Raw genomic sequence first — 24,824 nt, forward strand, 5'->3', positions numbered from 1 at the left:
GCGGTCCGCAGACGCGTCCCGGAAAACAGCGCCTGAGAAGCGCCGCTCAGGCGAAGCGGATCGCGCTGTGCCGCCGGCGCCCCGCTGGAGGGCGGAATTCGGGGGCGGTTGCCGCCCGTGACCTGAGGCAGGCTCCGGGCCGGTCGCGGCCAGGTACCGATTGGGTCAACTGACTGGTTCCGCGACTCACACCGACAGTATTCTCCTGTTTCTAGAGTGACTCAGGAGAAAATTGTGAAAGTTGTGACTCGGTTTGCCCTCGTCGTCGGAGCCCTCGCGATGAGCGTGGTGCTCGGCGTGGGGTCTGCGAACGCCGTGCCCCTTCCCGCGCTGCCGCCGCTGCCCGAGCCGTTCGCCACCTGGTTCGCGCCGCCGGAGCCCGTGGAGAAAAAGCTCGCGAAGAGCTATGCGGCCCTGGCGAAGTCGATGAAGAAGTCGCTCCCCGGGCAGGTCGGCGTCGCGATCGCACCCATCGGCAGCGACCAGGTGATCTCCTTCGGATCGCTCAAGGCGGGTCGGGCGTGGTCGACGATGAAGGTGCCGGTCTCGTTGGCCGCGCAACGCGAGCGCGGGCCGGAGGTCGCGAAGATGGAGGACAAGGCCATCACCTTCTCCGACAACGACGCGGCCGGCGAGCTCTGGGGTGTGCTCGGCGGTGGACGCGCATCGGTCGACGCCGTCACCGCGGTGCTGCGCGAGGGCCACGACACCCGGACTCACGTCTCCTCCGAGATCGACGACCCGCCGTCGTATCCCGGCCACACCTCCTGGGCCCTGCGGGATCAGGCCGTCTTCGGAGCGCACCTGCCCTGCTTCCGAGACAGTGAGAACATCATCCGCCTGATGAGTCAGGTCGCCCCCAACCAGCAGTGGGGGATCGCCAGGGTCGGGCGCGAGAAGGGCGCGGTCACCGCGGTCAAGGGCGGCTGGGGTCCGGCGACGTCGAAGTCGTCCGGCCATCTCGTGCGACAGCTGGGGATCATCACCACCACCGACGGTCAGGTCGCGGTGTCGATGGCGGCGATCCCGCGAAGCGGTTCCTTCACCGACGGCACCAAGATGCTCACGCGCGTCGGCAACTGGCTGGGCAAGAATCTCGCCGACCTGCCGAAGGGCCGCTGTTGACGGACTCCGATGGATCAGGCGTCGGCCGCCTCGTGGCGTCCCGCGGGCGCCTGCGGTGCCCCCGCCGGGCGGCACAGCGCGGCCGCGATCGCGGTGGTCAGGGGCACCGACAGCGCGATCGCGATACCGCCGACGAACGACCGGGCGAGCTCGACGGCCACCACGTCGGTCGTGAGCAGCCCGCCGAGCGGCTGCTGGGCCACCGAGAACAGCAGCATCAGCGGCAGGGCGCTGCCGGCGTAGGCGAAGACCAGGGTGTAGACGGTGCTGGCGATGTGGTCTCGGCCGACGCGCATCGCGGCGCGGAACGTCGCGATCCGTGAGGGTTCGCCGGCGGCGGCGAGCTCGAAGGCCGCCGACGCCTGGGTGATCGTCACGTCGTTGAGCACACCGAGGGTGCCGATGATGAATCCGGCCAGCAGGAGGCCGCTCACCGAGATGTTGCCCTGGTAGACCTGCAGATTGGTGGTCTGGTCGCCCGACAGGCCCGTGAGGTTCATCGTCTTGATCGCCAGCCAGCTCAAGAGCCCGGCCAGCAGCAGCGATGTCAGTGTTCCCAGGAGCGCCGACGAGGTGCGCAGGCTGATCCCGTGCGCCAGGTAGAGCACGACGAACAGGATCACCGCCGACGACACGACCGCCACCGCCACCGGTGACGCGCCGTCGAGGATGGCGGGCAGCGTGAACACGATCAGCACGCCGAAGGCGAAGGCCAGGCCGAGGATCGAACGGAAACCGCGCCAGGCCGCGACCAGGACGATCGCGGCGACGAACAGGATCGCCCACACCACCGTCGCGGTGCCGCGCTGGAAGTCGAAGAAGCTGTAGTTCACGCCGCTCGGACTCGGGATCGCGGCGAGGCGTATCGCGTCGCCGACGCGCAGGATCGGCTGCCCGGCCTGCGGGGAGTCGCTGGTCCCCGGGGCATCGGCGCCTGGTGCGGTGCCCGACTGGGCACGCTCGGTCGGGATCTCGAGCACCGTGTACCGGCCGCTGTGCTCGCCGGAGTCGATGCGCACCGTGTTGAAGATGCAGGCGCCGTCGGCGACCGGGTTGACCGGGATGTCGGCGGTCTCGAGGACGCTGCCGGCCACCGAGCTCAGGCAGTTCGCCCGGAACTGGTCGACGATCTCGCCGTCGACGGTCTGGATGGGACCGCCGTCGGCGGTCCGGAACTGCGTGGGGATCGGATGGTCGGCATCCGACGGCCAGAGCACGGCCATGCCGATGACCACGGCCACCCCGGTGACCGCCAGTGTCGCGATGACGAACCACTTGGCGAACGGGGACAGGGCGTGGGAGATGTCGGTCAGGTGCGGGTGACCATGTTGAGTGCGCGCCACGCCGGTGAGCCTATGCGCAAGCGCCCGGGTCGCGGAACGGCGACCCGGGCGCTCACGGACGTGGCGGCCGGAACTCGGCACAATTCGTCGCAGAGTGCGACCCCTGCGTGATCACAGCGGCAGCAGGATGTCCTTCACGGTCGGATCGGTGGCCAGGAACTCCTGCACGGCGGGGTCCTTGAAGGCGGCCACGAGGTTCTTGATGTTCTCGGTGTTCTCCCACTCGGTGCCGATGGTGAGCTGGCCGGCGAACTCGTCCGGGGCCGGCGGCGCGAAGATCTGCTTGGAGATCGGGATACCCGCCGCCAGGTAGTACTCGGTGTAGCCGACGGTGGCGTCGAGGTCGGCGAGCGACCGGGACTGCGCGGCGAAGTCGAGCAGGACGAACTGCAGGTTGCGCGGGTTCTCGGCGATGTCCTTCTGGGTCGCCTTCCACTTGTCGATGCCCGGCTTGAGGGTGATCAGGCCGGCGCGCTCGAGCAGCCACAGGCCCTGGGCCTCGTTGGCGGGATCGGAGTACAGCGACACCTTGGCGTTCTGCGGCAGGTCCTGCGGGTTGGCGTACTTGTCCGACCAGATGCCGAAGCCCCAGCGGAAGACGGGGGTCGCGGCGACCTCCTTGAAGTCGGGGTTGGCCTCGAGGACCTGCGACAGCCACAGCTTGTGCTGGTAGATGGTGCCGGCGACCTCGCCGTCACTGACCGCGCGGTTCAGCGTCGTCGAGTCGGACAGGCCCTTGAACGCGACCTTGATGTCGTACTTCGGGGCGACCTCCCGGCTGACGAACTCGACGAGCGCCTGCTCGGCGGCGTTGCCCTCGGCGGTGACGACGGTCAGCGTCGCGCCCGGGGTCTCGTTGGGGGAGGTCGAGTCGGAGCCGAGAAAGCGCCAGCCGAGCACGCCGGCCAGGACGGCGACCACGACGAGAACGCCGGCGATCAGCGGCCAGCGGCGTCGCGTGGAGATCTCGATGTCGGAACCCGATGCGGGAGAGGGCTTCTGCGTCTCCGGCGCGCCGGTGTTGAGGTCGGAGGACATGGATGGACCTTTCGTGGTGAAAGTGCGGATCGCGGAGGGCGATTCGAGGGAGGGTTCGGTGCGGCCGGACGCGGTCAGTGGTTGACGCGCTTGTTGGTCACCGGGTTGAGGCTGCGCACGAGTGCGTCGCCCGCGAGCTGGATGAGCGCCACGGTGATGACGAGGACGATGATCGTGGCGATCATGACGCCCTGGTCGAATCGCTGGTAGCCGTAGGTGACCGCGACGTAGCCGAGGCCGCCCGCGCCGATGGTGCCCGCGATGGTCGAGTACTCGATCATCGCGATCGTGTTGATGGTCAGGCCGCCGACGATGCTCGGCAGCGCCTCGGGAACCTGTGCCTTCCAGATGATCTGGGCGTTGGAACCGCCGGAGGCGCGGGCGACGTCGATGGTCGAGGCGGGCACCGAGCGCAGCGAGTTCTCCACGATGCGGGTGAAGAACGCGATGCCCGCGATGGACATCGGGACCACCGCGGCGGCGATGCCGATGTTGGTTCCGGTCACGAGACGAGTGAACGGGATGATGGCGGTCATCAGCACGAGGAAGGGCAACGATCGCCCGATGCTGATGATCCAGGACAACGGCGTGTGCAGCGCGCGGTTGGGGAAGAGCCCGCCCGGGGCGAGGTTGTGGACCAGCGCGCCGAGCGGCACCCCGACGACCAGCACGATCACCATCACGATGCTCACCATGAGCACGGTGTCGACGAACGCCGGCAGCAGCAGGTCGGGGATCTCGTCGACGGGGACGGTGATCGCGGCGAGATGGCTTGTCGTGCTCATACCGCCACCTCCTCCTTCGTCGTCAGGATGTCGTTCGTCGTGGCGTCGTGGTCATCGGCCGGATCGGTTGCCGCGCCGGGTGTTTGCGTGGTGCGGGCGGACAACTCCAGTTCGGCGGCAGCGTCGACGAACGCCGACACGTGGTCCGCCGGCACCGACACGGTGAGGTCGCCGAAGGCGATCCCGTCGACGGTCTGGACGTTCGCGCCGAGGACCGAGATCGGGATGCCGAGTCGGCCGCCGAGCCGCGTGAGCCAGTCGGCCGGCACGGAGGTGGAGTTGTAGACGACGTCGATTGCGGCCTGATCGGCACCCGCCCGGGCAGCCGGGCCACGAGGCCGGAGTGCCCGTCCCAGAACGGAATCCGGATCGAGCACCAGGTCGTCGAGCCGTCCGTGCTCGACGATCCGGCCGTGGTCGAGCCGTCCGACGGTGTCGGCGACGCGGACGATCGTGTCCATCTCGTGGGTGATGAACACGACGGCGAGGCCGAGTTCGTCGCGGACCTCCGTGAGCAGGTTCAGGAACGTGTCCGTGGCGGCCGGGTCGAGGCCCGACGTCGCCTCGTCGGACAGCAGCACCGACGGCTTGAGGGCGAGCGCGCGGGCGATGCCGACGCGCTGGCGCTGGCCGCCGGAGAGCTGATGCGGGTACAGGTTCGCCTTGTCGGCCAGGCCGACGAGATCGAGCAGATCGGCGACCCGTGCCCTGGTGGACGCCTTCGTCGCGCCGAGGTATTCCAGCGGCAGGGCGACGTTCTCGGCGGCGGTCCGGCGGGCCAGCAGGCTCGACGACTGGAACACGGTCCCGATACGACGACGGGCGTCGCGCAGGCCGGACGTGCCGAGGGCGGTCAGGTCCTCGCCGTTGACGACGACCTTGCCCGACGTCGGGCGCTCCAGGAGGTTCAGGCATCGTGCCAGGGTGCTCTTGCCCGCGCCGGACGGCCCGACGACGGCGAAGATCTCGCCCGAGTCGACGGTGAAGTCGATCTCGTCGAGCACCGTGGTCGGCTTCGAGGTGCCGGCCCCGAACACCTTGGTGAGTTCTACCACTTCGATCATCTCGGCACCCTCGTCACTTCGTCCCGGACAGGATGAGGCGGTTGGTCTCACGGATCGAGTCGTCGATGGTCGAGTTCACGCCGCCGACGCGGTAGGTCGATCCGCGGTGGTTGTCGGGCAGCAGGTCGCCGCGGCCGAACAGCTTGTGGCGCAACGTTCCCGGTACATACTCGCGGTCGTAGAGGCCGCGACGCTCGAGGGCCGGGATCACATGGGTGACGATGTCCTCGAACGTGCCCGGGGTGATCGCGTAGGCGAGGTTGAAGCCGTCGACGTCGGTCTCGGCGACCCACTCCTGCAGGGCCTGCGCGACCTCGTCGCCCGAGCCGATGAGGACCGGTCCGGTGCCTCCGATGCCGCCCCATTCCGCGATCTCGCGCACGCGCCATTCCTCTCCGGAGTCGCTGGCCTGCTGGAACGCGGCGACGGCGGACTGGATGGCGTTGCTCTCAACGTTGCCGATCGGCTCGTCGATGTCGTAGGCCGCGAGGTCGATGCCCATCCACCCCGACATCAGCACGAGCGCACCCTCTTCACTGGCGTACCGCTGGTACTCGGCGGCCTTCTCCCGTGCGGCCTCCGGGGTGGAGTCGGTGATGATGGTCAGCAGCGTGTAGATCTTGGCGTCGTAGGGATCGCGGCCGGCCAGCACCAGTTCCTCGCGGATCTTGCCGACGACGTCGCGCAGGATGGCCTTGGTGGGCGCGGCGACGAAGATCGCCTCGGCGTTCTCGGCGGCGAAACGACGACCCCGCGGCGACGCTCCTGCCTGGTAGATCACCGGCGAACCCTGCGGCGACGGCTCGCAGAGGTGCACGCCGGGAACGGTGTAGTGCTTTCCGCGGTGGCCGATGTGGTGCACCTTGGCGGGGTCGGTGAAGATGCCGCGGTCGCGGTCACGCAGGACCGCGTCGCGTTCCCACGAGCCCTCCCACAGCTTGTAGAGGACGGTCAGGTACTCGTCGGCCTGGTCGTAGCGGTCGTCGTGCTGGAGCTGGTCGTCGGCGCCCATGTTGCGCGCCGCCGACGGCAGGTACCCGGTGACGACGTTCCAGCCGATGCGACCTCCGGTGAGGTGATCCAGGGTCGACATCCGGCGGGCGAACGGGAAGGGGTGCTCGAAGCCGGTGCCGGTGGTGATGCCGAAGCCGAGATGCTCGGTGGCATGGGCCATCGCGGACACCAGGAGGATCGGGTCGTTGACCGGGATCTGGGTGCCCTGGCGGATCGCGGCCTCGTCGGTGCCGGCGTACACGTCGTAGACACCGAGGACGTCGGCGATGAACAGGCCGTCGAAGCCGCCGGTCTCGAGAAGCCTTGCGAGATCGACCCAGTAGTCGATCGTGTTGTAGTCCCAGGCCCGGTCCTTCGGATGGCGCCACAGGCCGGGGGACTGGTGCGCAACGCAATTCATGTCGAAGGCGTTGAAACGGATCTTGCGGGTGGTGCTCGTGCCGTTGTCGGGGGTCACGGCGGGCTGGTTCGGTTCAGACACCCGAGGAATGATCCAGACGGATCGGCGGAGTCGCCATCTTTGCGCGCATCGCGGGCTAAATTCGACTCGTGCGCGGAAAAGATGTGTTAAACGACGGCCTCGGACGCATCGCGGAGAACGTTTCCGCAGTTCTCGACGGGTTGGGGCCCGCCGAGTTGAATCGCGCTCCGGCCCGGGGCGCGAACACGATCGCGTGGCTTGTCTGGCATCTCACACGTGTCCAGGACGCCCAGGTGGCGGATGTCGCTGGGACAGAGGAGGTATGGCGTTCCGGAGGTTGGTTCGAGCGGTTCGGTCTCGACCTGCCGGCCGAGCACACCGGGTACGGGCACACCCCGGCGGACGTGGCGCGGGTCGTCGTCGACGACGTGTCTCTGTTACAGGGGTACTACGACGCGACGCACGCGGTCAGCCGGGACTTCATCGAGTCGTTGTCCGACTCGGACCTGGACCGGGTGGTCGACGCCCACTGGGACCCGCCGGTGACCCTCGGGGTGCGGCTGGTCAGCATCATCGACGACGACGCCCAGCACATCGGTCAGGCCGCGTACCTGCGGGGTCTGTTCGCCTGAGACGTCCGGCCACCGGCGAGGCAAGCCGGAAGCCGGCCGACCCTGGGACTCCAGGCCGGCCGCTCCCCGTTCCCCACGCCGGAGGCGTGAGGCAGTCATTCACCGCCGGAGGCGTGAGGAAGTCATCACCGCCGCAGGCGTGAGGCAGTCATTCACCGCCGCAGGGGTGAGGCAGTTGTTCACCGCCGGAGGCGGGGAAGCCGTCGCGTCTGGCGGCGCCGGCTAGGACATGCACCCCTTCAGCGTCTGGAAGTCCCCCGCGAAGGCCGGTCCCTTGCATGTCGGGCCGTTCTTGCCGTCGACGACCACCTGACCGCCGGGGCCGGCGATGCCGATGGCCAGTCCGGCACGGTCACCGGTCATCGTGACCGTCGCGCCGGGGCCCAGGGCGATGGCGGCGGGACCGGCGAAGTTGTCGGCGGTGGAGGAGGCCTTGCCGCCGTTGTCGGTGATGGCGAGCGCGAGGCCGGTCGGGCCGGACTCGGCGCTGCAGGATGCCGCCGACGAGGTCTGACCCGGGAGGGCCGGACAGACCGTGGGGGCCGCCCCGGCCGACGGCGCCGCCGCGAGGGAGACCGCGGTGGCGCCCGCCGCCGCGACGACGAAACCGAGTGCTGTGCGTGCAACTGTCTTCATGTCGACTCCTTTGTCGAGGACTGCTGTCGAGTACTGCTACTGCGCGTGTGCGAGCACTGAGCCATTCGGTTCCGGCTCGCCCGTCGGATGGGGCCGTGCGTGCACCATGGCGGGCTCCCGCCGGGCTTGCGCATATCGGGTTCCCACCGGGCGTAAGTTGAAACCGTGCAGTTGCGAATCTTCACCGAACCCCAGCAAGGCGCGACCTACGACCAGTTGCTCGCGGTCGCCAAGGCCACCGAGGATCTCGGATACGACGCCTTCTTCCGCTCGGATCACTTCAGCGGGATGAACACCGACGGGCGGCCCGGTCCGTCGGACGCGTGGATCACCCTTGCCGGTCTGGCTCGCGAGACGTCCCGGATCCGGTTGGGGACGCTGGTGACGTCGGCGACGTTCCGCCTGCCCGGCCCGTTCGCCGTTGCGGTCGCCAACGTCGACCAGATGAGCGGCGGTCGTGTCGAACTGGGGCTCGGCGCCGGCTGGTACGAGCCGGAGCACCGTGGTTACGGCATCCCGTTCCCGCCGGTCAAGGAGCGGTTCGACCGCCTCGAGGAGACCTTCGAGATCATCACCGGCCTGTGGGGGACCCCGGAGGGGGAGACCTTCGACCACAACGGGCGGTACTTCCAGCTCAGTGACTCCCCGGCACTGCCGAAGCCCGTGCAGAGGCCGCGACCGCCGATCATCGTCGGCGGCAGCGGCAAGAAGCGCACCCCGGCGATCGCGGCGCGGTTCGCCGACGAGTTCAACATCGTGTTCCAGCCGGTCGAGACCGCCCGCGACCTGATGGGCCGTGTGGAGGCGGCGTGTGCGGCGGCCGGCCGCCGTCCGGAGACGATGACGTACTCTGCCGCCCTCGTGTTGTGTTGCGGCCGTGACGAAGCCGAGTTCCGGCGCCGTGCCGAGGCGATCGGCCGCGAGCCGGAGGAGCTGCGGGAGAACGGTGCCGCCGGCACCCCCGACGAGGTCGTCGCCAAGATCGCGACCTACCGCGAACTCGGCATCGAGCGCATCTACCTGCAGACGCTCGACCTCGGAGACCTCGACCACCTGGAACTGGTGTCGTCGAAGGTGGCGCCGCAGCTGCGCTGAGCCGCTCCGTCCTCCGACTGGCCCCGCAGGCGACCCGGTCCCGCAATGGAGCGGCCTCCGCGCCGAGGCCGTGAGGCAGCTCGACGCGGAGGCCGGGTACGGGGGCCGTCGACGCTCAGGCGAGCGCGGCGGCGCGTTGCCGGTGTGCGGCGAGGGTGAACTCGCGTGGGCACAGCGTGCTGGTGCCGTCGACGGCGAGTTCGCGCGCGATCCTGCCGAACGTCGGTGCGAGCTTGAACCCGTGTCCGGAGAGTCCGGCGACGGCCACGATGCTGCCCGTCGGGTCCCGGTCGACGATCGGGACGCGATCGGCGGTGAACATCTCGTGGTGCGCGGTGAGGCGGACCGGCTCGGGGTTCATGTCCGGGAAGAAGTCGGTCACCTGCGCGGCGAGGTGGGCGCCGAAATCGTCGGGCAGATCGGGCAGTTCGGCGAGCGTCGGGGCGGACGGGAGGTCGAGGTGGCCGGGGCTGACCTTGACGCTGTATCCGTCGAGCGACGGCGCACCGAAGAAGTGCACGTCGTCGATGTCGCGCATGAACACCGGGAACCGCTCGGGGAGGTACCGGCCGATGTCGGCGGGCATGAACCACGAGAGCGCGAGGCGCTGCACGTGGACCAGGTCGCGGACGCCGGGCAACAGCTCCGTCGCCCACGACCCGGTCGTCACGATGGCGGTCCGGGCCCGCACGACGCCCTGGGCCGTGCGGATGGTGACGCCGTTGTCACCGGGTTCGACCGCCTCGACCGCACAGCGGTAACGCATGCGGACGCCGTTGGCCTCGGCGAGCCGCAGTGCGCTGCACACTGCGACCTCGGGACGCAGCCCTGCGCCCTGGGGATCGAGGATGCCCACGTCCGAGTCGTGGACGTCGTGCTGCGGGTACTCCTTTCGCAGTTCTTCGGTGTCGAGGTATCGGTGGGGGAGTCCGAAGTTGTCGATCGTCTCCCTGGTCGCGACCATCTCCGGCTGCGTCTCGGTGCCGATGCTCAACGCACCGACCTGCAGCAGGATCTCGGTGCCGGCCTCCTGTTCGAGCTCGAGCCACTGGCGACGGGCGTCGGTCAGCAGCGGGAGGTAGAGTCCGCCCTCCTTGTAGGCCATCCGGAACAACCGGGACTCGCCGGCGAAGGAACCGAGTCCGTGTGCGCGGCCGTACTGTTCGATGCCGAGGACCGACAGCCCGGGCACCTTCGACAGGTGCCACAGGGCCATCGCGCCGACGCTGCCGGCGCCGATGACGGCGACGTCGACGAGTTCTTCGGGGGTCGATGCCGAGGTCATGCCAGCACCGGGGTGTTCCAGAGGTTCAGCGAGGTGCCGATACCGAGGGTGCGGGCACGCTCGTACACGCGGGTCGCCCACGCGACGTCCTCGACCGGCATGCCGCCGATGGAGAAGATGACGATCTGATCGGGGTCGCGCTCGGTGCCGCCCGAGGCGAGGATGCGGCCGATGTCCTCGATGCGTTCCTCGGCGAGCTTGCCCTCGTGCACGCGGTCGGTGAAGAAGCAGCCCACGATCGGGATCGAGGCGTAGGTGGGGTAGGGGAACTCGTCGGCCCAGGCCTCGTAGAGCCCGAGGTTGTCGACGACGAGGCGCACGTCGTCGGAGATCAGGTCGTCGTCGAGGCTGACCGACGACGGCATGGCGAGGTAGGCGCCGGGCTTGACCCATTCGCGCTTGAGAACGGGGTAGTTCTCCGGCGACCCGCCACTGGTGGTGCAGTAGGTCACGATGTCGGAGTCGCGCACCGCGGCCTCGTTGGTGTCGACGAATTCCACACGGATCTGCGGGAATTCGCGCTCCATCCATTCGCGGAAGATGTTGAGTCCGCGCTCGCTGCGGCCCTTGACCTTCACCAGTTCGATCCCCGGCCGGGCGACGACGAACGACTGCAGCGCGGTGCGCGCCATCACGCCCGGGCCGACGATGCCGACGACCTTGGAGTCCTCGGGGGCGAAGAGGCGGGCTCCGACACCGGGGATCGCGCCGGTGCGCATGGCCGACAGCAGGTTGGCCGACATCACCGCACGCGGGGCGCCGGTCTCCACGTCGTTGAGGACGAACAGGTGGATCGAGCGGGGGAGGCCGGAGAGCTTGTTCTCGATGTTCGATCCGTACCACTTGACGCCCGCGGAGTGGAAGGCCCCGCCCAGGTAGGCGGGCATGGCCATGAAGCGGCGGTCCTCGGTGTGGCGGGGCATGCCCGGGAACTCGGGCTCCTCCGGGAAGGAGATCATCGATCCGTGGGAGTCGCTGTTCTTGCCGGCCATGCGGTAGTCGCCGCGGCCGAGGAGGGCGAACATCTCCTCCATGGTGTCCACACAGGCGGCCATGTCGGTGACGCCGGCGGCCACCATGTCGGGCTCGGAGAGGTAGAGGAAGTCGATGGCGGTGTCGGTGGTGGTGGTCTCGACCGTGGTCTCGGTCATCGGGTGATCCCTTCGCGTGTCGTGGTGTGTGTGGTGTGGGTCAGGCGGACTGGACGACCACCGGGGTGCCGACCATCCAGCCGCCGTCGACGGTGAGGATCTCGCCGCAGATGTGGTCGGACAGCGGCGAGGCGAGGAACAGCACCGAGTCGGCGATCTGCTCAGAGGTCGCCCACCTGCCATTGGGCGTCTGCCCCTCGAGCGCGGCGCGGATCTCCGGGGAGTAGAGGGAGGTCATGTCGGTCTCGACGAAGCCCGGCGCGACGCCGTTGACGTTGATTCCGTCTGCGGCGTAGTCGATCCCGGCCTGGCGGGTGAAGTTCACCATCGCCGCCTTGCTGGCGCAGTACGCGGCGAAGCCGGGGTTGGCGCGCAGCCCGCTGATCGAGGCGACGTTGACGATCTTGCCGCCGTTGCCGGCGTCGAGCATGGCCCGCAACGCCGCCCGGGTGCAGAAGAACGTCCCGTCGACGTTCACCGCGAACTGCTGCCGCCACACCTCGTCGGTGGTCTCGGTGGCGCTCCCGGCGAAGAGGACGCCGGCGTTGTTGACCAGGATGTCGATGCCGTGCTCGGCGGCGATCTCGCCGAACACCCGGTCCACCGCGGCGGAATCGGCGACGTCGAGCTCACGCGACTCCGCGGTGCCGCCCGCGCGGCGGATCTCGGCCGAACAGGACTCGTCGCCGGCCTTGAAATCGGAACGGTCGCAGATGATCACCGAGGCGCCGGCCTCGGCGAGGCGCAGCGCGCTGGCGCGTCCGATGCCGCGCGAACCGCCGGTGACGACGGCGGTCTTGCCGGTCAGGTCGATCACTTGGACTCTCCTTCGATGACGTTGGACTCGTAGCGGTCCGCCCACGGCCGGACGGTGGAGAAGGCCTTGGCCGCCGCCAGGACGTCGGCATCCGCGCGGTGGCGGGCCGCGATCTGCAGGCCGACCGGGCGTCCGTCCTCGGTGAAGCCGGCGGGGACGGTGATGGCCGGCGAGGTGAGCATGTTGTACGGGTAGGTCAGCAGCCAGCCCAGGAGCTGGGTCTGCAGCGGCTCGTCGGCCAGCCACTCCGGGGCGAACTGGTCGAGCGGGAAGGCCGCTGACGCCAGCGTCGGCGAGACGAGCAGGTCGTAGTGCTCCATGAACTCGGTGAAGGTGTCGTACATCCGCGAGCGGAAGGCCTGGGCGCGGCCGACCTCCTCGGCGGTGAGGGTCTTGGACAGCTCGTGGATCTCGATCAGCTGGTCGTCGAGTTGACCGCTCAGCTCCTTCCAGTCCGGGAACAGGTCGTTGTCGGCGGCGAAGCCGGGCACCCAGATTCCCTCCCACATGGCCTGTTCCGGATTGCCCCAGTTGGGGGTGGCCTCGGTGACCGTGGCGCCCAGCGTCTCGAATGCGGTGACCGCCTCGCGGCAGATCGCGGCGACCTCCGGGTCGACGTGGCCGACGTTGAGGTCCGGGGAGTACGCGACCCGCAGGCCGGACAGCGGCTTCTCGCCCTCGGTCTCGTCGAGTTCGGCGGCGTACGACTCGACCTCGCGGGGCAGGCTCATCGGATCGCTCGGATCGAATCCGGTCATGACGTCGAACATGAGCGCGGCGTCCTCGACGGTGCGGGTGATGGGGCCGTGGAAGACCCAGGTCTCGAACTTGGTCTGCAGCAGGGCATGCGGGATGCGCCCGAGCGAGGGCTTGAGGCCCACGACCCCGCACATCGCCGACGGGATGCGGACCGAGCCGGCGCCGTCGGCGCCCTCGGCGATCGGCACCAGGCCCGCGGCGACCGCGGCCGCCGAGCCCCCGGACGAGCCGCCCGCGGTGTGACCGTGCTTGAACGGATTGTGGGTGGGGCCGTAGAGGTGGCTGTCGGTGCCGCCGTAGTAGCCGCCCTCGGGCGCGTTGGTCAGGCCGGTGAACAGGCCGCCCGCGGCCTTGAGTCGCGCGACGACGACGGCGTCCTCCTTGCCGATCTCGTCGGCGAACGGCGTCATCGAATGCGTGTTGGGCAGGCCGGCGACCTCGGTGAGGCACTTGATCGCGAACGGCACGCCGTGGAGCGGTCCGAGCGGCTCGCCGGCGGCCTGCTTGGCGTCGAGTTCCCGGGCGTCGGCCAGGACCTGTTCCCGGTCGTAGTGGACATAGGCGTTGATCAGCGGGTTGATCGCCTCGATCCGCGCACAGGCGGCCTCGGCGACCTCGAGCGCGGTGAGCTCGCCGGCGGCGATCTTGGCCGCGATCTCGGTCGCGGACATCCATGCGTACTGGTCGGCGTCCATGACTACTCCTGAAATGGGTGAGGGGGCAGGTGGGAATGGTTCGGCGCGAGTGCTTTTCGGCGCCCAACAAATGTCCGTCGAAACCATTACTGGTCCCCGATACCGTCGTAACGCGCAGGTTACGGAATGGAATGGTCTGCAACACAACGAAAGTGGGCACGACCGGAACGGTCGTGCCCACTTGTCGTGTCGAGCAGGAGACGAGGAGGTCGGTGTCTCCTACTCGGCCGGGGTCTGAGCAGTTGCGGCGGTGCTCACCCCGTCGCCGGTGGCGACGACCTCGATGTCGTCGGTCCGGCTGGCCCGCAGTGCGGCGAGGGCGGACTCGCCCTTGGCCGCCGCGAACATCTCCTCGACGTGTGCGCGGTCCTCCTCGGAGTGACCGGTGACCGCCGAGACGATCAGGAAGACCGCGAGGTTGACGGCGAGGCCGACGATGCCCGAGGTCAGGCTGCCCAGGGCGCGGATGTCGTCGTTGTAGACGCCGGTCAGCGCCGCGGCGATGACGAAGCCGCTGACCATGCCCCAGATGGCGCCGTACTTGTTGCCGCCCTTCCAGAAGATGCCCAGGAACAGCGGCACCGACAACTGGATGATGCCCTGGTAGGAGATCTGGGCGAGCAGTTGGAGACGGTCGAAGTTGAACGTCGCAAAGGCGATGACGCCGGCCAGGAGCATGTAGACCACCATGCTCGCCTTGGCGATCACGGTCAGCTGGTGGTCGGACAGCGGACGTCGGACCAGGGTGGCGACGATGTCGTTGGAGACCTGCAGGCCGGCCACCTGGACGCTGGCGTCGGTGTGACCCATCTGCGCGGCGAAGACGATGACCACCGCGAGCCCCAGCATCCACGTGCCGCCCCACTGGTCCAGCAGGGTGAACCAGGCGCCCTGCGGGTTCTCCATGACCTCGGGGATGTTGACGGCGGCGAGGCCGACCAGCATCAGGATGGTGTAGAAGGTCGCCGAGATGAGAATCGTTGCGAGCGTGCCCTTCTTGACCGTGCGCACGCTCGAGGCGGTGTAGATGCGCTGGAAGCTGGTGGGCCAGCTCAGCGAACCGATGACGCCGGTGAAGACGAGCGCGAAGATGTACCACGGTCCGTAGTTGTCGCCGCCGCCCGGGAGCACCAGGAACTTGTCGCCGATCGCCTGCAGGTCGCCCCAGCTGATGGGGCTGCCCATGGCGCCGGTCAGCATGATGACGCCGATGATGCCCGCCACGATGTAGGCGACGAAGCCCTGGAACATGTCGGTCATGATCAGGCCGCGCATGCCCATCTGCACCGTCCAGAACTGGCGGATGAGGATGACCGCGAGACCCACGCACAGGGACGCGATGACCGACCAGGCGCCGTCGCTGGCGATCTCGAAGAGGGTGCCGAGGGCCTGCATGCCCAGGACGACCCACGGGAACAGCGAGATCACGCCGATGGCGCTGGCGATGACGCGCACCGCGTCGGAGCGGTAGCGCACACGCATCAGGTCGGGCTGGGTGCGCAGGTCGTAGACCTTGCCCCAGCGCCACGCCCGGGTCGCCATGAGGTACATGAACGCGACGCCGAGGGTCGAGTACGCCAGGGCGTACATGCCGAACACGCCGGCGCCGGCGGCGAGGCCGAAGAAAGCGATGAAGGTCGAGCCGGGCCACCACGAGTTCACGTAGGACATGGCCACGAACCAGGTGCCGTACGAGCGGCCGCCGACCGAGTACTCCTCGAAGGTCGGATCAGATTTCTGCTTGGTGGCGTAGAGGATTCCCACCACGATCGCGTAGAAAACGAGCAGCATTCCGAGCATGATCGCCATCAGTCGTCACCCTCTCCACGGATGTTCTCGACGATGTACAGCGCGGTCAGGCTGACACCGACGAGAGCGGCGTTGATGATCCAGTACATGACCGCCCACGGGATGCCGAAGATCACCGGGCTCTTGACCCCGCTGGCGCTCAGGTACAGCGGCGGGAACAGCGCCATCAACAGTGCGAATCCGTAGACGACGCCGAATGTGGTGTTGATTACCTTGCGATCCAGGCTCTTTATGAACTGAGTCAAGGATTCGGCTCCTTTCCTTGCGACCATTCGCACGGCGGCAGACCCGGGTCGGGCGCGGCGATGAATGGGAGATTGGTTGATGCACCAAAGGTGTTCGTTCCGAACGTGATACGCGGTCAGGAAGGTCTACGTACCGCCGTCGGTGTGTGCAACCAAAGCATGCGAGTGGACCATTACTGGTCACGTTTCGGGTCGTAACGGGCCTGTTACGCGTCGGCCGCGATCCCGCGCTGCGCGTCGGCCGCGGTGTCCAGCCGGTGCTGCAGCCGGTGGGCGCCGGGCTCCTGGCCGTTGCCGGGCTGCGCCGGCACGTGCAGGACGGTCCGGTCGGCGCGGAAGTAGTCGACGGACATCTCCACCGGCGCGCCGAACCCGTCGTAGCTGTTGCGGTTGACCTTCAGCAACGGGGTGCCGACCTCGACGGCGAGCGCCGCGGCGACCCGCGGGGATGCGGAGACGACGCGGATCTGCTCGTCGGCGGTGGCGGGGCGCACGCCGTAGTGCTCGACCAGCAGGTCGTAGAGCGAGCCGATCAGCGAGCGTTCCAGCAACTGCGGGAAACGCGTCGCCGACACCCGGAACGACTCGAGGGACAACGAGTCCCCGTCGGCGAAGCGGATCCGCACGATCGCCGCGATGAGATCGTCCGGGCCGAGGCCGAAGTACTCGCGTTCCTCTGCGGTGGGGTGTTCATAGGAGGCCGAGAGCAGGCGCGTTCCCGATTCGAACCCCTGCGAGCGGAGCATCTGCGGCACGCCGACGACGGTCCCGAGCGGGCGTTCGACGCGGCGGCCCTCGGCCGGGTCGACCTCGTCGGAGAAGGTGGTGTCGGGCGCGGATTCCGCCGCGGTGAGATAGGCGCCGCCGGTGCGGCCGCGCTTGCGGTGGACGACGCCTTTCTCCTCGAGTTCGGCCAGGGCGCGGCGTATGGACGACCGCGACACGTTCAGGCGCTCGGCGAGTTCACGCTCGGCGGGCAGCTTGGTGAACCCGCGGCGTGCCAGGTCGTCGGCGAGGCGGGTAATGGTGGCAAAGGTCTCTTCGTAGGTCACTGCTCACCGTGCTCTTTGGATCAGGGAAATGGTTGTCTCGCGCCGGCCGGGCTCACTCGTGAGCAGTGCGAACGGCGTGTCTTCACAAGAGTTGCACCGAATCTCGCGGTGTGCGAACTCGGGAAATGCAGAATTTACATTCGGGCCAGGGACCAGAAATGGTTCCGATGCAACCTTTACCCATGCCTCAGCAGACGCAGGTTCCCGTTCTGGGATCGACAATCGAGCAGCTCCGCGCCGGATTCGCCGATGGGAGCACCACACCGTCCGAAGCGTTGGAACTGACCATCGCGCACATGGAAAAGGTCCAGCCCTCCATCAACGCGATCGCCGCCACCGACGTCGACGCGGCACGCGAGAGCGCAGCCGCGGCCACCCGTCGGTGGGAGGAGGGCCGTCAGCTCGGCCCGCTGGACGGCGTGCCGGTCACGGTCAAGGACAGCGTGAACGCGGTCGGACTCCCGTGGCGCCACGGCACCAAGCCCAACGACGGCCTGGCGAACGCCGAGGTCGACGCCCCGCCGTCGGCACGCCTGCGCGAGGCCGGCGCGGTGATCGTGGGCAAGACCACGATGCCCGACTTCGGCATGCTCGCCTCCGGCGTCTCCTCGCTCTACGGCATCGTGCGGAATCCGTGGGATCTGTCGGTCACTCCCGGCGGCTCGAGTTCGGGTGCCGGGGCGTCGCTCGCCGCGGGTCTCACCTGGGGCGCGATCGGCACCGACATCGCCGGCTCGGTCCGCCTGCCCGCCGCCCATTGCGGCATCGTCGCCATCAAGCCCACCCAGGGCCGTGTTCCGCACCTGGTGCCGAGCACCGTCCGCAGCGCGGGCCCGATGGGCCGAACGGTCGCCGACGTCGCCGAACTGTTCCGCGTCGTCGGGCGGTTCGATGCCCGCGACTCCCTGGCCCTGGCCGACGAGGCCGACTGTGCGGACCCGATCCTCCCGCTGGACGACGTCGAGGGGCTGCGGGTCGGCGTCCTGTCGGACATGGGATACGGATTCCCGGCGGACGCGGCGACCCTGCGCACGCTGCGTGCGGCGGCCGACGTGCTGGCCGCGGGCGGCTGCGAGATCGTCGATCTGCCCGCGCCTTTCGCTCCGGGTGTCTACGACGCGCTGGACACCCTGTACGTGGTGCGCGCCCGCGCGGAACTCGAATCCCACGGCGACCGCGGCGGCGAGGTCCTGCCCGGACTCGTGCGGTGGATCGAGGCGGCCGGTCCGCTCAGCGCCACCGACTACGAGCGCGCGCTGGGCCGGGTGACCGCCGATCAGATGGCCTTCGCGGCGATGCAGCGCGACGTCGACGTCGTGCTGTCGCCGGTGTTGCCCTCGGCGGCGTTCCCGGCCGAGCACCTCGGCATGAACCAGGACCGGCCGCTGGAGCACTGCAGCTTCACCGCCTGGTTCAACCAGACCGGGCAGCCGGCGGTCTCGATGCCGTTCGGCGAGGACGGCGGCCACCCCGTGGCGATCCAGCTCGCCGGCCCGCGCTACGCCGACCGGCGCCTGCTCGCGCTGGCCGGGTGGCTCGAGGAACGTCGGGGCACCGAACCCGACTGGCCGCTGGTGCCGCGGACGACACCGGCCGATGTGTGGAAGGAGGCGTGATGACGACGACACTCGAACTCTCCGGCGGGCGGGTCCTCGCCGATCGGATGGACGGGACCCCGACCATGGCCAGCCCCAGCTGGTGGGGCGCCGACACGGTGCGGCTGCGTGGCCGGCTCGACGACGTCGCGGTCCACGTCCGGCGCTACACCGCCGCGGCGAGGTCGTATGTGAACGTGTCCGCGGCCGTCGCCGCGACCGAGGCGGCGGGAGCCGCCGGCATCGGCCCGGCGGTCGTGTCGTGGGACGTCGACGCCGGTGAGGTCGTGCTGGCCGATCTGACCGAGACGCACCGCACGGCCACCCTGGCCGACGGAAACTCCGCGGACTTCGTGCGCCGGTACTTCGAGATCCGTTCGCGTGTGGGCGAACTGACTCCGAACGAGGCGCGGTATGCGACGGTCTTCGACGACATCCGCGAACTCTCGGCGCGCCTGCAGGACGCGGGGGCCGCCGTCCCCGCCGAGCTGCCCTTCTTCCTGAGAGTCCTCGACGACGCCGAGAAGCGCATCGCGGCAGCCGGTTTCGACCGGGAGTTCCGTCATGGCGACGGGAACCTGTCGAACGTGATGGTCGCCCGCGACGACGCCTCGTTGCTGCTGCTCGACTGGGACCTCGCCGCGGTGATGGACCCGTTCCAGGACCTCGGCGTCGCGCTCGTCGAACTCGCCGAGGACGAGACCCACGCACGGGAGCTCTTCGAGATCGCCCACGGGAGCGTCGACGAGGCGCTGCTGGCCCGAAGCCTGTTCTACGGCTATGCCGACCACGTACGGCAGGGCCTGCTGGGAATCCTGGTCGACGCGCTCGACCCGGGCTCCTACGAGTACTCGAAGTTCGGCGACTGGCAGCTCCTACGAGCACGATTGGCATTGTCGGGCACCCGATCCGGCGAACTGTTGAGGAGGATCGACCGATGACGACCCTGTCCGGCGAACTGAACGCGGTCGGCGTGCTGCGCGGCGGGGCCCGCACCGCCACCGAACGCGCCGTGGAATCTGCACTGGACGCCGTCGCGCAGTGGGCCGGCCGGGCGATCCGGTACCAGCCGGTGCACGGCGGCCTGCAGAACGAGAACTGGCGTCTCGACGTGGAGGGGGAGCAGTCCCCGTACTTCCTCAAGATCCCGGGTGCGGGGTCGGAGGCGTTCATCGACCGGGACAACGCCCATCACGCGGCCGCACAGGCCAGCGCTCTCGGGATCAGCCCGAAGATCGCGCATTTCGACTCGTCGACCGGCATCGAGATCATCGAGTTCCTCGAGGACTACCGCGCCTGCACGAACGGCGACATGAAGCGCCCGGAGATCGCCGGCGAGATCATCCGCCTCTACCGGGCCTTCCACGGCATCGACTCGCTGCCGTGCACCAAGACGATCTTCGACATGATCGCCGAGCACCACGACCAGGCGGTGGAACTCGGCATCCGGCTCCCGCGGTTCTGGCCGCAGCTCGAGCTCGAGTACCGCACCGCGCGTGATGCGTTGCTGGCCGGCGGGATCGACCTGGTGCCGTGTCACAACGACCCGATGCCCGGCAACTTCCTCATCGCCGAGGGCAAGCCGATGCGACTGATCGACTTCGAGTTCTCGTCGAACAACGAACGCGCCTACGAGCTCGCCGTGATGACCACCGAGTTCTTCTACGACGACGTCCGGACCGCCGAATGCGTCGAGGAGTTCTACGGCACGTACACGCCCGAACTCTTCGCGCGGGTGCAGGTGTGCGGGTTCCTCGCCGACGTCAAGTGGGGGCTGTGGGCCATCGTCTACGCACAGCTCAACGACGGATGGGACTACGACTACCACAAGTACGGCGTGTGGAAACTGCGCCGCGCGCTCTCGCGGACCTCGGACCAGCGCTGGGGTTCCTGGATCGGCAGCATCTGACGCCCTCGTCGTCTCACCCGGCAGACCGCCGTCCCATGCGGAGGGCGGCTGCTCCTCATCTCAGAAAGGCCGATTATGGGCACTTCCTCGATCCTGGACGGAAACCGGTTCGACACCGGCAGACTCGACGCGCTCGACCCCTCGTCCCGGGCGCTCGTCGAGCGCAGGATGAACACACTCGGGACGAGCTACCGGCTGTTCTACCGCAGGCCGGTGCAGATCGTCCGCGGACTCGGCACCCGTCTCTACGACGCAGAGGGGCGCGAATACCTCGACGCCTACAACAACGTCGCCAGTGTCGGGCACTGCAATCCGGCCGTCGTGGCGGCCGTGACCGAGCAGCTCAACACCCTCGCCACGCATTCGCGCTACCTGCAGGACGGCATCGTCGAGTACTCCGAGCGGCTGCTGCAGACCTTCCCGGAGCCGCTGAACCGCGTGATGTACACCAACTCGGGGTCGGAGGCCAACGACCTCGCCCTGCGGGTGGCCCGGCACCACACCGGCGGCACCGGCATCGTCGTCACCTCGGAGGCCTACCACGGCACCACCGCATCCTGCGCGGAGGTCTCGCCCTCGGACGGCGGCGGGGGCCTGCCGGGCCACGTCATCGCCGTCGATCCGCCCAATCCCTATCGGCACGAGGGCGACACGTCGGTCGTCGACGCGTTCGCGGCACGCGTCACCCGTGCGTTCGAGACCCTGCGCGAGCGTGGCCACCAGCCCGCGGCCCTGCTCGTGGACACCATCTTCTCGTCGGACGGCGTGTTCCCCGTCGACGGTGCGCTGCAGGCCGCCTTCGCCGCGGCACGCGCGGCCGGCGCGCTCGTGATCGCCGACGAGGTGCAGCCCGGATTCGCGCGGGTCGGCACGCCGTTCTGGGGATTCGCGCGCGACAACGCCGTTCCCGACCTGGTCACCCTCGGTAAGCCGATGGGCAACGGCGTCCCGGTGGCGGGCATGGTGGCCAACACCGAGATCCTCGAGGCCTTCGGCCGGGATGTGCCGTACTTCAACACCTTCGGCGGATCGAGCGTGCCGGTCGCGGCGGCCGCGGCCGTGCTCGACGAGATCGAGCAGCGTCGGCTGTTCGAGAACGCCGAGACCGTCGGCGCGGTCGTGCGCGCCGGCATGGAGGAACTGGCCGGACGTTTCCCGGAGATCGGTGACATCCGCAGCGCCGGGCTGTATTTCGGAGTGGAGCTGGTCGCCGATCCGGAAACCCGGGAACCGGCCACCGCGTTCGCCGCGGATCTGATCAACGCCTGCCGCGACGGTGGCCTGCTCATCTCGGTGTGCGGCCCGACCAGCAGCACGCTGAAGATCCGTCCGATGCTCACCTACACGCGCGCGGACGCCGAACTGCTCGTCGAACGTCTCGGTGACGCACTCGAGGTCGTGCGGCGGCAGGCGAAGGCAGGCGTCGCATGACCGCGAAACCCGCTGCCGTCCTGTGGGACCTGGACGGCACCATCCTGGACACCGAGGAGTACTACAACGATTCGGCGAGGGGAATCCTCTGCGCGCACGATGTGGCGTGGAGCGACGAGATCGCCATGGCGCTCAACGGCGGCAGTCTGCCCGACATGGCGCGGGTGCTCATCGACGCCGGCGCCGGGCTCACCGTCGACGAGATCGTGCGTCGGTTCATCCTCGACGTGTCGGCCCGCCTGCGCGTGGACATCCCCTGGAAGCCCGGAGCCGAGACGCTGCTGCGCGAACTGAAGGAGCTGGGCATCCCGACCGGCCTGGTGACCATGTCGCCCCGGGTGCTGGCCGACATGGTCGTCGACGCGATACCGTTCGCGGCCTTCGACATCGTGGTGACCGCCGACGACGTGGAACGGGCCAAACCCGCTCCGGACGCCTATGAACTGGCTGCCGCGAAGCTCGGCGTGGACATCCGCGAGTGCATCGCCGTGGAGGACTCGCCGCCCGGGATCGCGGCGGCCGTGGCCTCCGGCGCCCGGGTCGTCGGTGTGCCGCTGCGGCACCTGGTGCTCGACGAGTTCGAGTTCACCCGCTGGGACGGTCTCGACGGCCGGACCGTCGAGCACATGCTCTGCATCTGACCCCGGGCGCTAGTGGCGAAACTCCGCTGAGCCGTGTCACCGTGCGCCGGCGTGCATCTCCCAGAACAGGATCTCGGCCCCGCCGGGACCGACCAGGGGGATCTCGCCGGCGCCGGTCGTGCGGACCGCGTCGCCCTCGGCGAGGGTCTCCGCGCCCATCGTCACCGTGCCGCGCGCGACGTAGAGGTGCCCGAACGGCGCGTCGGGAAGCGTGACCGGCTTGCCGGGCAGCATCGTCGCGATGTGGAGTGCGGCCGAGGCGTTGTGGATCGACACCGGTGCGGTCGCGGCGTGCTCGGGTCGTCCCGATGCCACGACGACGAGTGCGCCGGTGGCGAGCATGTCGGAGACGTCGGCCTCCGCGTACCCGGGTTCGAGGCCGGACTCGTCGGCGGTGACCCACATCTGGACGACGCGCAGGTCGGTGCCGTCGAGACGGCCGGTGGCGTTTGCCTCACTGTGGGTGATGCCGCGCCCCGCGGTCATCCGTTGCACGACGCCGGGTCTCAGGAGTCCGTCGTTGCCGGTCGAATCCCGGTGGCGCAGCGTGCCCTCGAGGACCCAGGTGATGATCTCGACATCGCGGTGCCGATGCATGTCGAGACCCTCCCCGGCGTCGACGCGATCGTCGTTGTGCACCAGCAGGACACCGTGGGCGTTGGCCGCGAGGTCGAAGTTGCCGGTTGCGGGAAACGATTGCCAGGACTCGAGCCATTCGTTGCGCCAGTGGGCGCGTTCGCCGGCACGGATGACGGTGACCGACATGGGTTCTCCTCACGTGTCCGATGTCTGCCCGGTGGTGTCGAGATGTGCCGCCAGCTTGTCCATCACCGCACGGAGGTCGCGCCCGTCGGCCGGGGTGAGTGCCGAGAAGAAGAGCGCGTCCACGCAGCGCGAGTGATGGACCGCCGCCTCCCGGAACGCGGCGAGCCCCTCGTCGGTGAGGACGGCATAACTGCCGCGCCGATCCTCCGGCGCCTTCTCGCGCCGCAACCACCCCCGGCGCACCATCGCGTCGACCTGGTAGGACAGGCGCGAGGTCGAGAAGATCATGCGCGCGGCCAGGTCCCGCATCCGCAGCCGGCCCTCGGGGCTCTCGTGCAGGATCAACAGCATGCTGTAGTCGGCCAGCGTCATGCCGGCACTCGCGCGCAGATCGTCGTCGAGCTCGGTCTGCAACCGCGTGGCGGTCTCGATGAAGACGCGCCACGCGGCCTGCAGATCGGTGCCCGCCGCCGTCAGCGGCAGTTCCGCTCCTTTGGTCATCGGCGGGCGGTGTGCGGCATGAGCGCGTCCGGCGGGACCACGCCCAGGCGTCCGGCCTGGTAGTCCTCGATGGCGTCGATGAGCTGCTGCTTGGTGTTCATCACGAACGGACCGTACTGCGCGACGGGTTCGCGGATTGGCTTGCCGCCGAGCAGCAGGACCTCGAGCGCGGGGCGGTTGCCGTCCTGGGAGCCGTCGGCGGCGACGGTGATGCGGTCGCCCTTGCCCAGGACCGCCAGGGTGCCCTGCTCGACGGGGCGGCCCTCGGCGCCCACCCGTCCGCGTCCGGACAGGACGTAGACGAGTGCGTTGAAGTCCTGGCGCCACGGCACCGACACGGACGCGCCGGGCTGCACGGTGGCGTGGGCGAGCGTGATGGGCGTGTGCGTGGTCCCCGGACCGCGGTGACCCTCGATCTCGCCCGCGATGATGCGGATCAGCGAGCCGGCGTCCGGCGAGGTCACCAGACCCACCTGGCCGCCCTCGAGATTCTGGTAGTTGGGCGGCAGGAACTTGTCCCGGGCCGGGAGGTTCACCCACAGCTGGATGCCGTGGAACAGGCCGCCGGACTCCACGAGTTCGGCGGGCGGGGTCTCGATGTGGAGGATGCCCGCACCCGCGGTCATCCACTGCGTCGCACCGTCGTGGATCAGGCCGCCTCCGCCCGCGGAGTCCTGGTGGGCGAAGCGGCCCTCGATCATGTAGGTCACGGTCTCGAAGCCGCGGTGGGGATGCCACGACGTCCCGCGCGGCTCACCGGGCTCGTAGTCGACCTCGCCCATCTGGTCCATGTGGATGAACGGGTCCAGGTCGGCCTTCGACACTCCCGCGAACGCACGCACCACCGGGAAGCCCTCGCCCTCGTAGCCGCGCGGGCCGCGGGTGACGGACTTGACCGGCCGGTCGACGGCGTCGAGGCCCGGAGCGGACAGGCGCGACAGCGTCAGGGTGTCGGCGGTGACGGCAGGCATGGTGGCTCCTTCGGTCGGAAATTCACTCAAATTTGAGTGATCTGC

The 24,824-nt window shown here is 69.0% G+C and carries 24 protein-coding genes; 8 read left to right on the forward strand and 16 right to left on the reverse strand.

The window, feature by feature from the left end; translation table 11 throughout:
• The first annotated feature begins 279 nt into the window (after nt 1–279).
• Complete coding sequence (locus tag GP2_RS18840) at nt 280–1,125, forward strand: serine hydrolase (RefSeq protein ID WP_040527478.1); 846 nt, start codon at nt 280–282, stop codon at nt 1,123–1,125.
• A 14-nt stretch (nt 1,126–1,139) separates the two neighbouring features.
• On the opposite strand, the gene GP2_RS18845 is transcribed toward GP2_RS18840, so the two are convergent.
• The 5 genes from GP2_RS18845 to GP2_RS18865 form a co-directional block, all read right to left on the reverse strand.
• A complete protein-coding gene (locus GP2_RS18845) occupies nt 1,140–2,468 on the reverse strand; it encodes a YibE/F family protein (protein ID WP_006902184.1) in 1,329 nt (442 codons plus the stop codon).
• Between the two features lie 111 nt (nt 2,469–2,579).
• On the reverse strand, nt 2,580–3,506 hold the full coding sequence (locus tag GP2_RS18850) for a MetQ/NlpA family ABC transporter substrate-binding protein (RefSeq protein ID WP_006902185.1): 927 nt from the start codon (nt 3,504–3,506) through the stop codon (nt 2,580–2,582).
• A 74-nt stretch (nt 3,507–3,580) separates the two neighbouring features.
• Nucleotides 3,581–4,291: a methionine ABC transporter permease gene (locus tag GP2_RS18855; RefSeq protein WP_006902186.1), complete on the reverse strand. Its 711-nt coding sequence runs from the start codon at nt 4,289–4,291 to the stop codon at nt 3,581–3,583.
• On the reverse strand, nt 4,288–5,355 hold the full coding sequence (locus tag GP2_RS18860) for a methionine ABC transporter ATP-binding protein (protein WP_006902187.1): 1,068 nt from the start codon (nt 5,353–5,355) through the stop codon (nt 4,288–4,290). The genes GP2_RS18855 and GP2_RS18860 overlap by 4 nt, the downstream gene beginning before the upstream one ends.
• A 13-nt stretch (nt 5,356–5,368) precedes the next feature.
• On the reverse strand, nt 5,369–6,850 hold the full coding sequence (locus tag GP2_RS18865; protein WP_006902188.1) for an LLM class flavin-dependent oxidoreductase: 1,482 nt from the start codon (nt 6,848–6,850) through the stop codon (nt 5,369–5,371).
• Between the two features lie 68 nt (nt 6,851–6,918).
• Between GP2_RS18865 and GP2_RS18870 the strand changes: the two genes are divergently transcribed.
• Nucleotides 6,919–7,422 (forward strand): mycothiol transferase, encoded by a 504-nt coding sequence (locus GP2_RS18870; protein WP_006902189.1) that lies wholly within the window; start codon nt 6,919–6,921, stop codon nt 7,420–7,422.
• A 222-nt stretch (nt 7,423–7,644) separates the two neighbouring features.
• On the opposite strand, the gene GP2_RS18875 is transcribed toward GP2_RS18870, so the two are convergent.
• Complete coding sequence (locus GP2_RS18875) at nt 7,645–8,058, reverse strand: hypothetical protein (protein ID WP_006902190.1); 414 nt, start codon at nt 8,056–8,058, stop codon at nt 7,645–7,647.
• 165 nt (nt 8,059–8,223) lie between these two features.
• Between GP2_RS18875 and GP2_RS18880 the strand changes: the two genes are divergently transcribed.
• The gene (locus GP2_RS18880; RefSeq protein WP_006902191.1) at nt 8,224–9,153 is read left to right on the forward strand and encodes an LLM class F420-dependent oxidoreductase; all 930 of its coding nucleotides are present in this window, start codon (nt 8,224–8,226) and stop codon (nt 9,151–9,153) included.
• Nucleotides 9,154–9,268: 115 nt separating this feature from the next.
• Here the strand turns inward: GP2_RS18880 and solA are convergent, their stop codons facing one another.
• The 7 genes from solA to GP2_RS18915 all read right to left on the reverse strand — a co-directional run bounded on the left by solA (nt 9,269) and on the right by GP2_RS18915 (nt 16,966).
• Nucleotides 9,269–10,438, reverse strand: a complete 1,170-nt coding sequence (solA, locus tag GP2_RS18885) for an N-methyl-L-tryptophan oxidase (protein WP_006902192.1) — start codon at nt 10,436–10,438, stop codon at nt 9,269–9,271.
• Nucleotides 10,435–11,589, reverse strand: a complete 1,155-nt coding sequence (locus GP2_RS18890; RefSeq protein WP_006357661.1) for a tyramine oxidase subunit B — start codon at nt 11,587–11,589, stop codon at nt 10,435–10,437. Before GP2_RS18890 ends, solA begins: the two co-directional genes overlap by 4 nt.
• 40 nt (nt 11,590–11,629) lie before the next feature.
• The gene (locus GP2_RS18895; protein WP_006902193.1) at nt 11,630–12,406 is read right to left on the reverse strand and encodes an SDR family NAD(P)-dependent oxidoreductase; all 777 of its coding nucleotides are present in this window, start codon (nt 12,404–12,406) and stop codon (nt 11,630–11,632) included.
• Nucleotides 12,403–13,860 carry an amidase gene (locus GP2_RS18900; RefSeq protein WP_006902194.1) on the reverse strand — a complete coding sequence of 486 codons (1,458 nt, stop codon included), beginning with the start codon at nt 13,858–13,860 and terminating at the stop codon, nt 12,403–12,405. The genes GP2_RS18895 and GP2_RS18900 overlap by 4 nt, the downstream gene beginning before the upstream one ends.
• Before the next feature lie 219 nt (nt 13,861–14,079).
• Complete coding sequence (locus GP2_RS18905; protein ID WP_006902195.1) at nt 14,080–15,669, reverse strand: sodium:solute symporter family protein; 1,590 nt, start codon at nt 15,667–15,669, stop codon at nt 14,080–14,082.
• On the reverse strand, nt 15,669–15,914 hold the full coding sequence (locus GP2_RS18910; RefSeq protein ID WP_006902196.1) for a hypothetical protein: 246 nt from the start codon (nt 15,912–15,914) through the stop codon (nt 15,669–15,671). The genes GP2_RS18905 and GP2_RS18910 overlap by 1 nt, the downstream gene beginning before the upstream one ends.
• Nucleotides 15,915–16,120: 206 nt before the next feature.
• Entirely contained in the window at nt 16,121–16,966 is an 846-nt protein-coding gene (locus GP2_RS18915; RefSeq protein ID WP_006902197.1) for a GntR family transcriptional regulator, read from the reverse strand.
• Nucleotides 16,967–17,148: 182 nt separating this feature from the next.
• Here GP2_RS18915 and GP2_RS18920 point away from each other — a divergent pair, with 182 nt between their 5' ends.
• From GP2_RS18920 to GP2_RS18940, 5 genes are all read left to right on the forward strand, one after another.
• Entirely contained in the window at nt 17,149–18,582 is a 1,434-nt protein-coding gene (locus GP2_RS18920; protein ID WP_006902198.1) for an amidase family protein, read from the forward strand.
• Entirely contained in the window at nt 18,582–19,502 is a 921-nt protein-coding gene (locus GP2_RS18925; protein WP_006902199.1) for a phosphotransferase, read from the forward strand. Before GP2_RS18920 ends, GP2_RS18925 begins: the two co-directional genes overlap by 1 nt.
• Nucleotides 19,499–20,470, forward strand: coding sequence for a choline kinase family protein (locus GP2_RS18930; RefSeq protein ID WP_006902200.1), 972 nt, complete (start codon nt 19,499–19,501; stop codon nt 20,468–20,470). The genes GP2_RS18925 and GP2_RS18930 overlap by 4 nt, the downstream gene beginning before the upstream one ends.
• Nucleotides 20,471–20,545: 75 nt before the next feature.
• Complete coding sequence (locus tag GP2_RS18935) at nt 20,546–21,901, forward strand: aspartate aminotransferase family protein (protein ID WP_006902201.1); 1,356 nt, start codon at nt 20,546–20,548, stop codon at nt 21,899–21,901.
• Nucleotides 21,898–22,542 carry an HAD family hydrolase gene (locus tag GP2_RS18940; protein ID WP_006902202.1) on the forward strand — a complete coding sequence of 215 codons (645 nt, stop codon included), beginning with the start codon at nt 21,898–21,900 and terminating at the stop codon, nt 22,540–22,542. The genes GP2_RS18935 and GP2_RS18940 overlap by 4 nt, the downstream gene beginning before the upstream one ends.
• Nucleotides 22,543–22,578: 36 nt before the next feature.
• Here GP2_RS18940 and GP2_RS18945 read toward each other — a convergent pair whose 3' ends face one another.
• Genes GP2_RS18945 through GP2_RS18955 form a run of 3 tightly spaced genes read right to left on the reverse strand, consistent with a single transcriptional unit; the run spans nt 22,579 to nt 24,779 of the window.
• The gene (locus GP2_RS18945) at nt 22,579–23,307 is read right to left on the reverse strand and encodes a pirin family protein (protein WP_006902203.1); all 729 of its coding nucleotides are present in this window, start codon (nt 23,305–23,307) and stop codon (nt 22,579–22,581) included.
• 9 nt (nt 23,308–23,316) lie between these two features.
• Complete coding sequence (locus GP2_RS18950; RefSeq protein ID WP_006902204.1) at nt 23,317–23,808, reverse strand: MarR family winged helix-turn-helix transcriptional regulator; 492 nt, start codon at nt 23,806–23,808, stop codon at nt 23,317–23,319.
• Complete coding sequence (locus tag GP2_RS18955) at nt 23,805–24,779, reverse strand: pirin family protein (RefSeq protein WP_006902205.1); 975 nt, start codon at nt 24,777–24,779, stop codon at nt 23,805–23,807. Before GP2_RS18955 ends, GP2_RS18950 begins: the two co-directional genes overlap by 4 nt.
• Nucleotides 24,780–24,824: the final 45 nt, after the last annotated feature.

The organism is Gordonia paraffinivorans NBRC 108238, assembly GCF_000344155.1.
GTDB lineage: Bacteria > Actinomycetota > Actinomycetes > Mycobacteriales > Mycobacteriaceae > Gordonia > Gordonia paraffinivorans.

What these genes read in the sequence shown, in the direction of transcription:
- GP2_RS18935 (WP_006902201.1), top strand. Translation starts at nt 20,546, where the DNA reads ATGGGCACTTCCTCGATCCTGGACGGAAACCGGTTCGACACCGGCAGA.
- GP2_RS18920 (WP_006902198.1), top strand. Translation starts at nt 17,149, where the DNA reads ATGCCTCAGCAGACGCAGGTTCCCGTTCTGGGATCGACAATCGAGCAG.
- GP2_RS18945 (WP_006902203.1), bottom strand. Translation starts at nt 23,307, where the DNA reads ATGTCGGTCACCGTCATCCGTGCCGGCGAACGCGCCCACTGGCGCAAC.
- GP2_RS18850 (WP_006902185.1), bottom strand. Translation starts at nt 3,506, where the DNA reads ATGTCCTCCGACCTCAACACCGGCGCGCCGGAGACGCAGAAGCCCTCT.
- GP2_RS18860 (WP_006902187.1), bottom strand. Translation starts at nt 5,355, where the DNA reads ATGATCGAAGTGGTAGAACTCACCAAGGTGTTCGGGGCCGGCACCTCG.
- GP2_RS18900 (WP_006902194.1), bottom strand. Translation starts at nt 13,860, where the DNA reads ATGGACGCCGACCAGTACGCATGGATGTCCGCGACCGAGATCGCGGCC.
- GP2_RS18905 (WP_006902195.1), bottom strand. Translation starts at nt 15,669, where the DNA reads ATGGCGATCATGCTCGGAATGCTGCTCGTTTTCTACGCGATCGTGGTG.
- GP2_RS18930 (WP_006902200.1), top strand. Translation starts at nt 19,499, where the DNA reads ATGACGACCCTGTCCGGCGAACTGAACGCGGTCGGCGTGCTGCGCGGC.
- GP2_RS18890 (WP_006357661.1), bottom strand. Translation starts at nt 11,589, where the DNA reads ATGACCGAGACCACGGTCGAGACCACCACCACCGACACCGCCATCGAC.
- GP2_RS18855 (WP_006902186.1), bottom strand. Translation starts at nt 4,291, where the DNA reads ATGAGCACGACAAGCCATCTCGCCGCGATCACCGTCCCCGTCGACGAG.
- GP2_RS18940 (WP_006902202.1), top strand. Translation starts at nt 21,898, where the DNA reads ATGACCGCGAAACCCGCTGCCGTCCTGTGGGACCTGGACGGCACCATC.
- GP2_RS18955 (WP_006902205.1), bottom strand. Translation starts at nt 24,779, where the DNA reads ATGCCTGCCGTCACCGCCGACACCCTGACGCTGTCGCGCCTGTCCGCT.
- GP2_RS18840 (WP_040527478.1), top strand. Translation starts at nt 280, where the DNA reads ATGAGCGTGGTGCTCGGCGTGGGGTCTGCGAACGCCGTGCCCCTTCCC.
- GP2_RS18950 (WP_006902204.1), bottom strand. Translation starts at nt 23,808, where the DNA reads ATGACCAAAGGAGCGGAACTGCCGCTGACGGCGGCGGGCACCGATCTG.
- GP2_RS18925 (WP_006902199.1), top strand. Translation starts at nt 18,582, where the DNA reads ATGACGACGACACTCGAACTCTCCGGCGGGCGGGTCCTCGCCGATCGG.
- GP2_RS18875 (WP_006902190.1), bottom strand. Translation starts at nt 8,058, where the DNA reads ATGAAGACAGTTGCACGCACAGCACTCGGTTTCGTCGTCGCGGCGGCG.
- solA (WP_006902192.1), bottom strand. Translation starts at nt 10,438, where the DNA reads ATGACCTCGGCATCGACCCCCGAAGAACTCGTCGACGTCGCCGTCATC.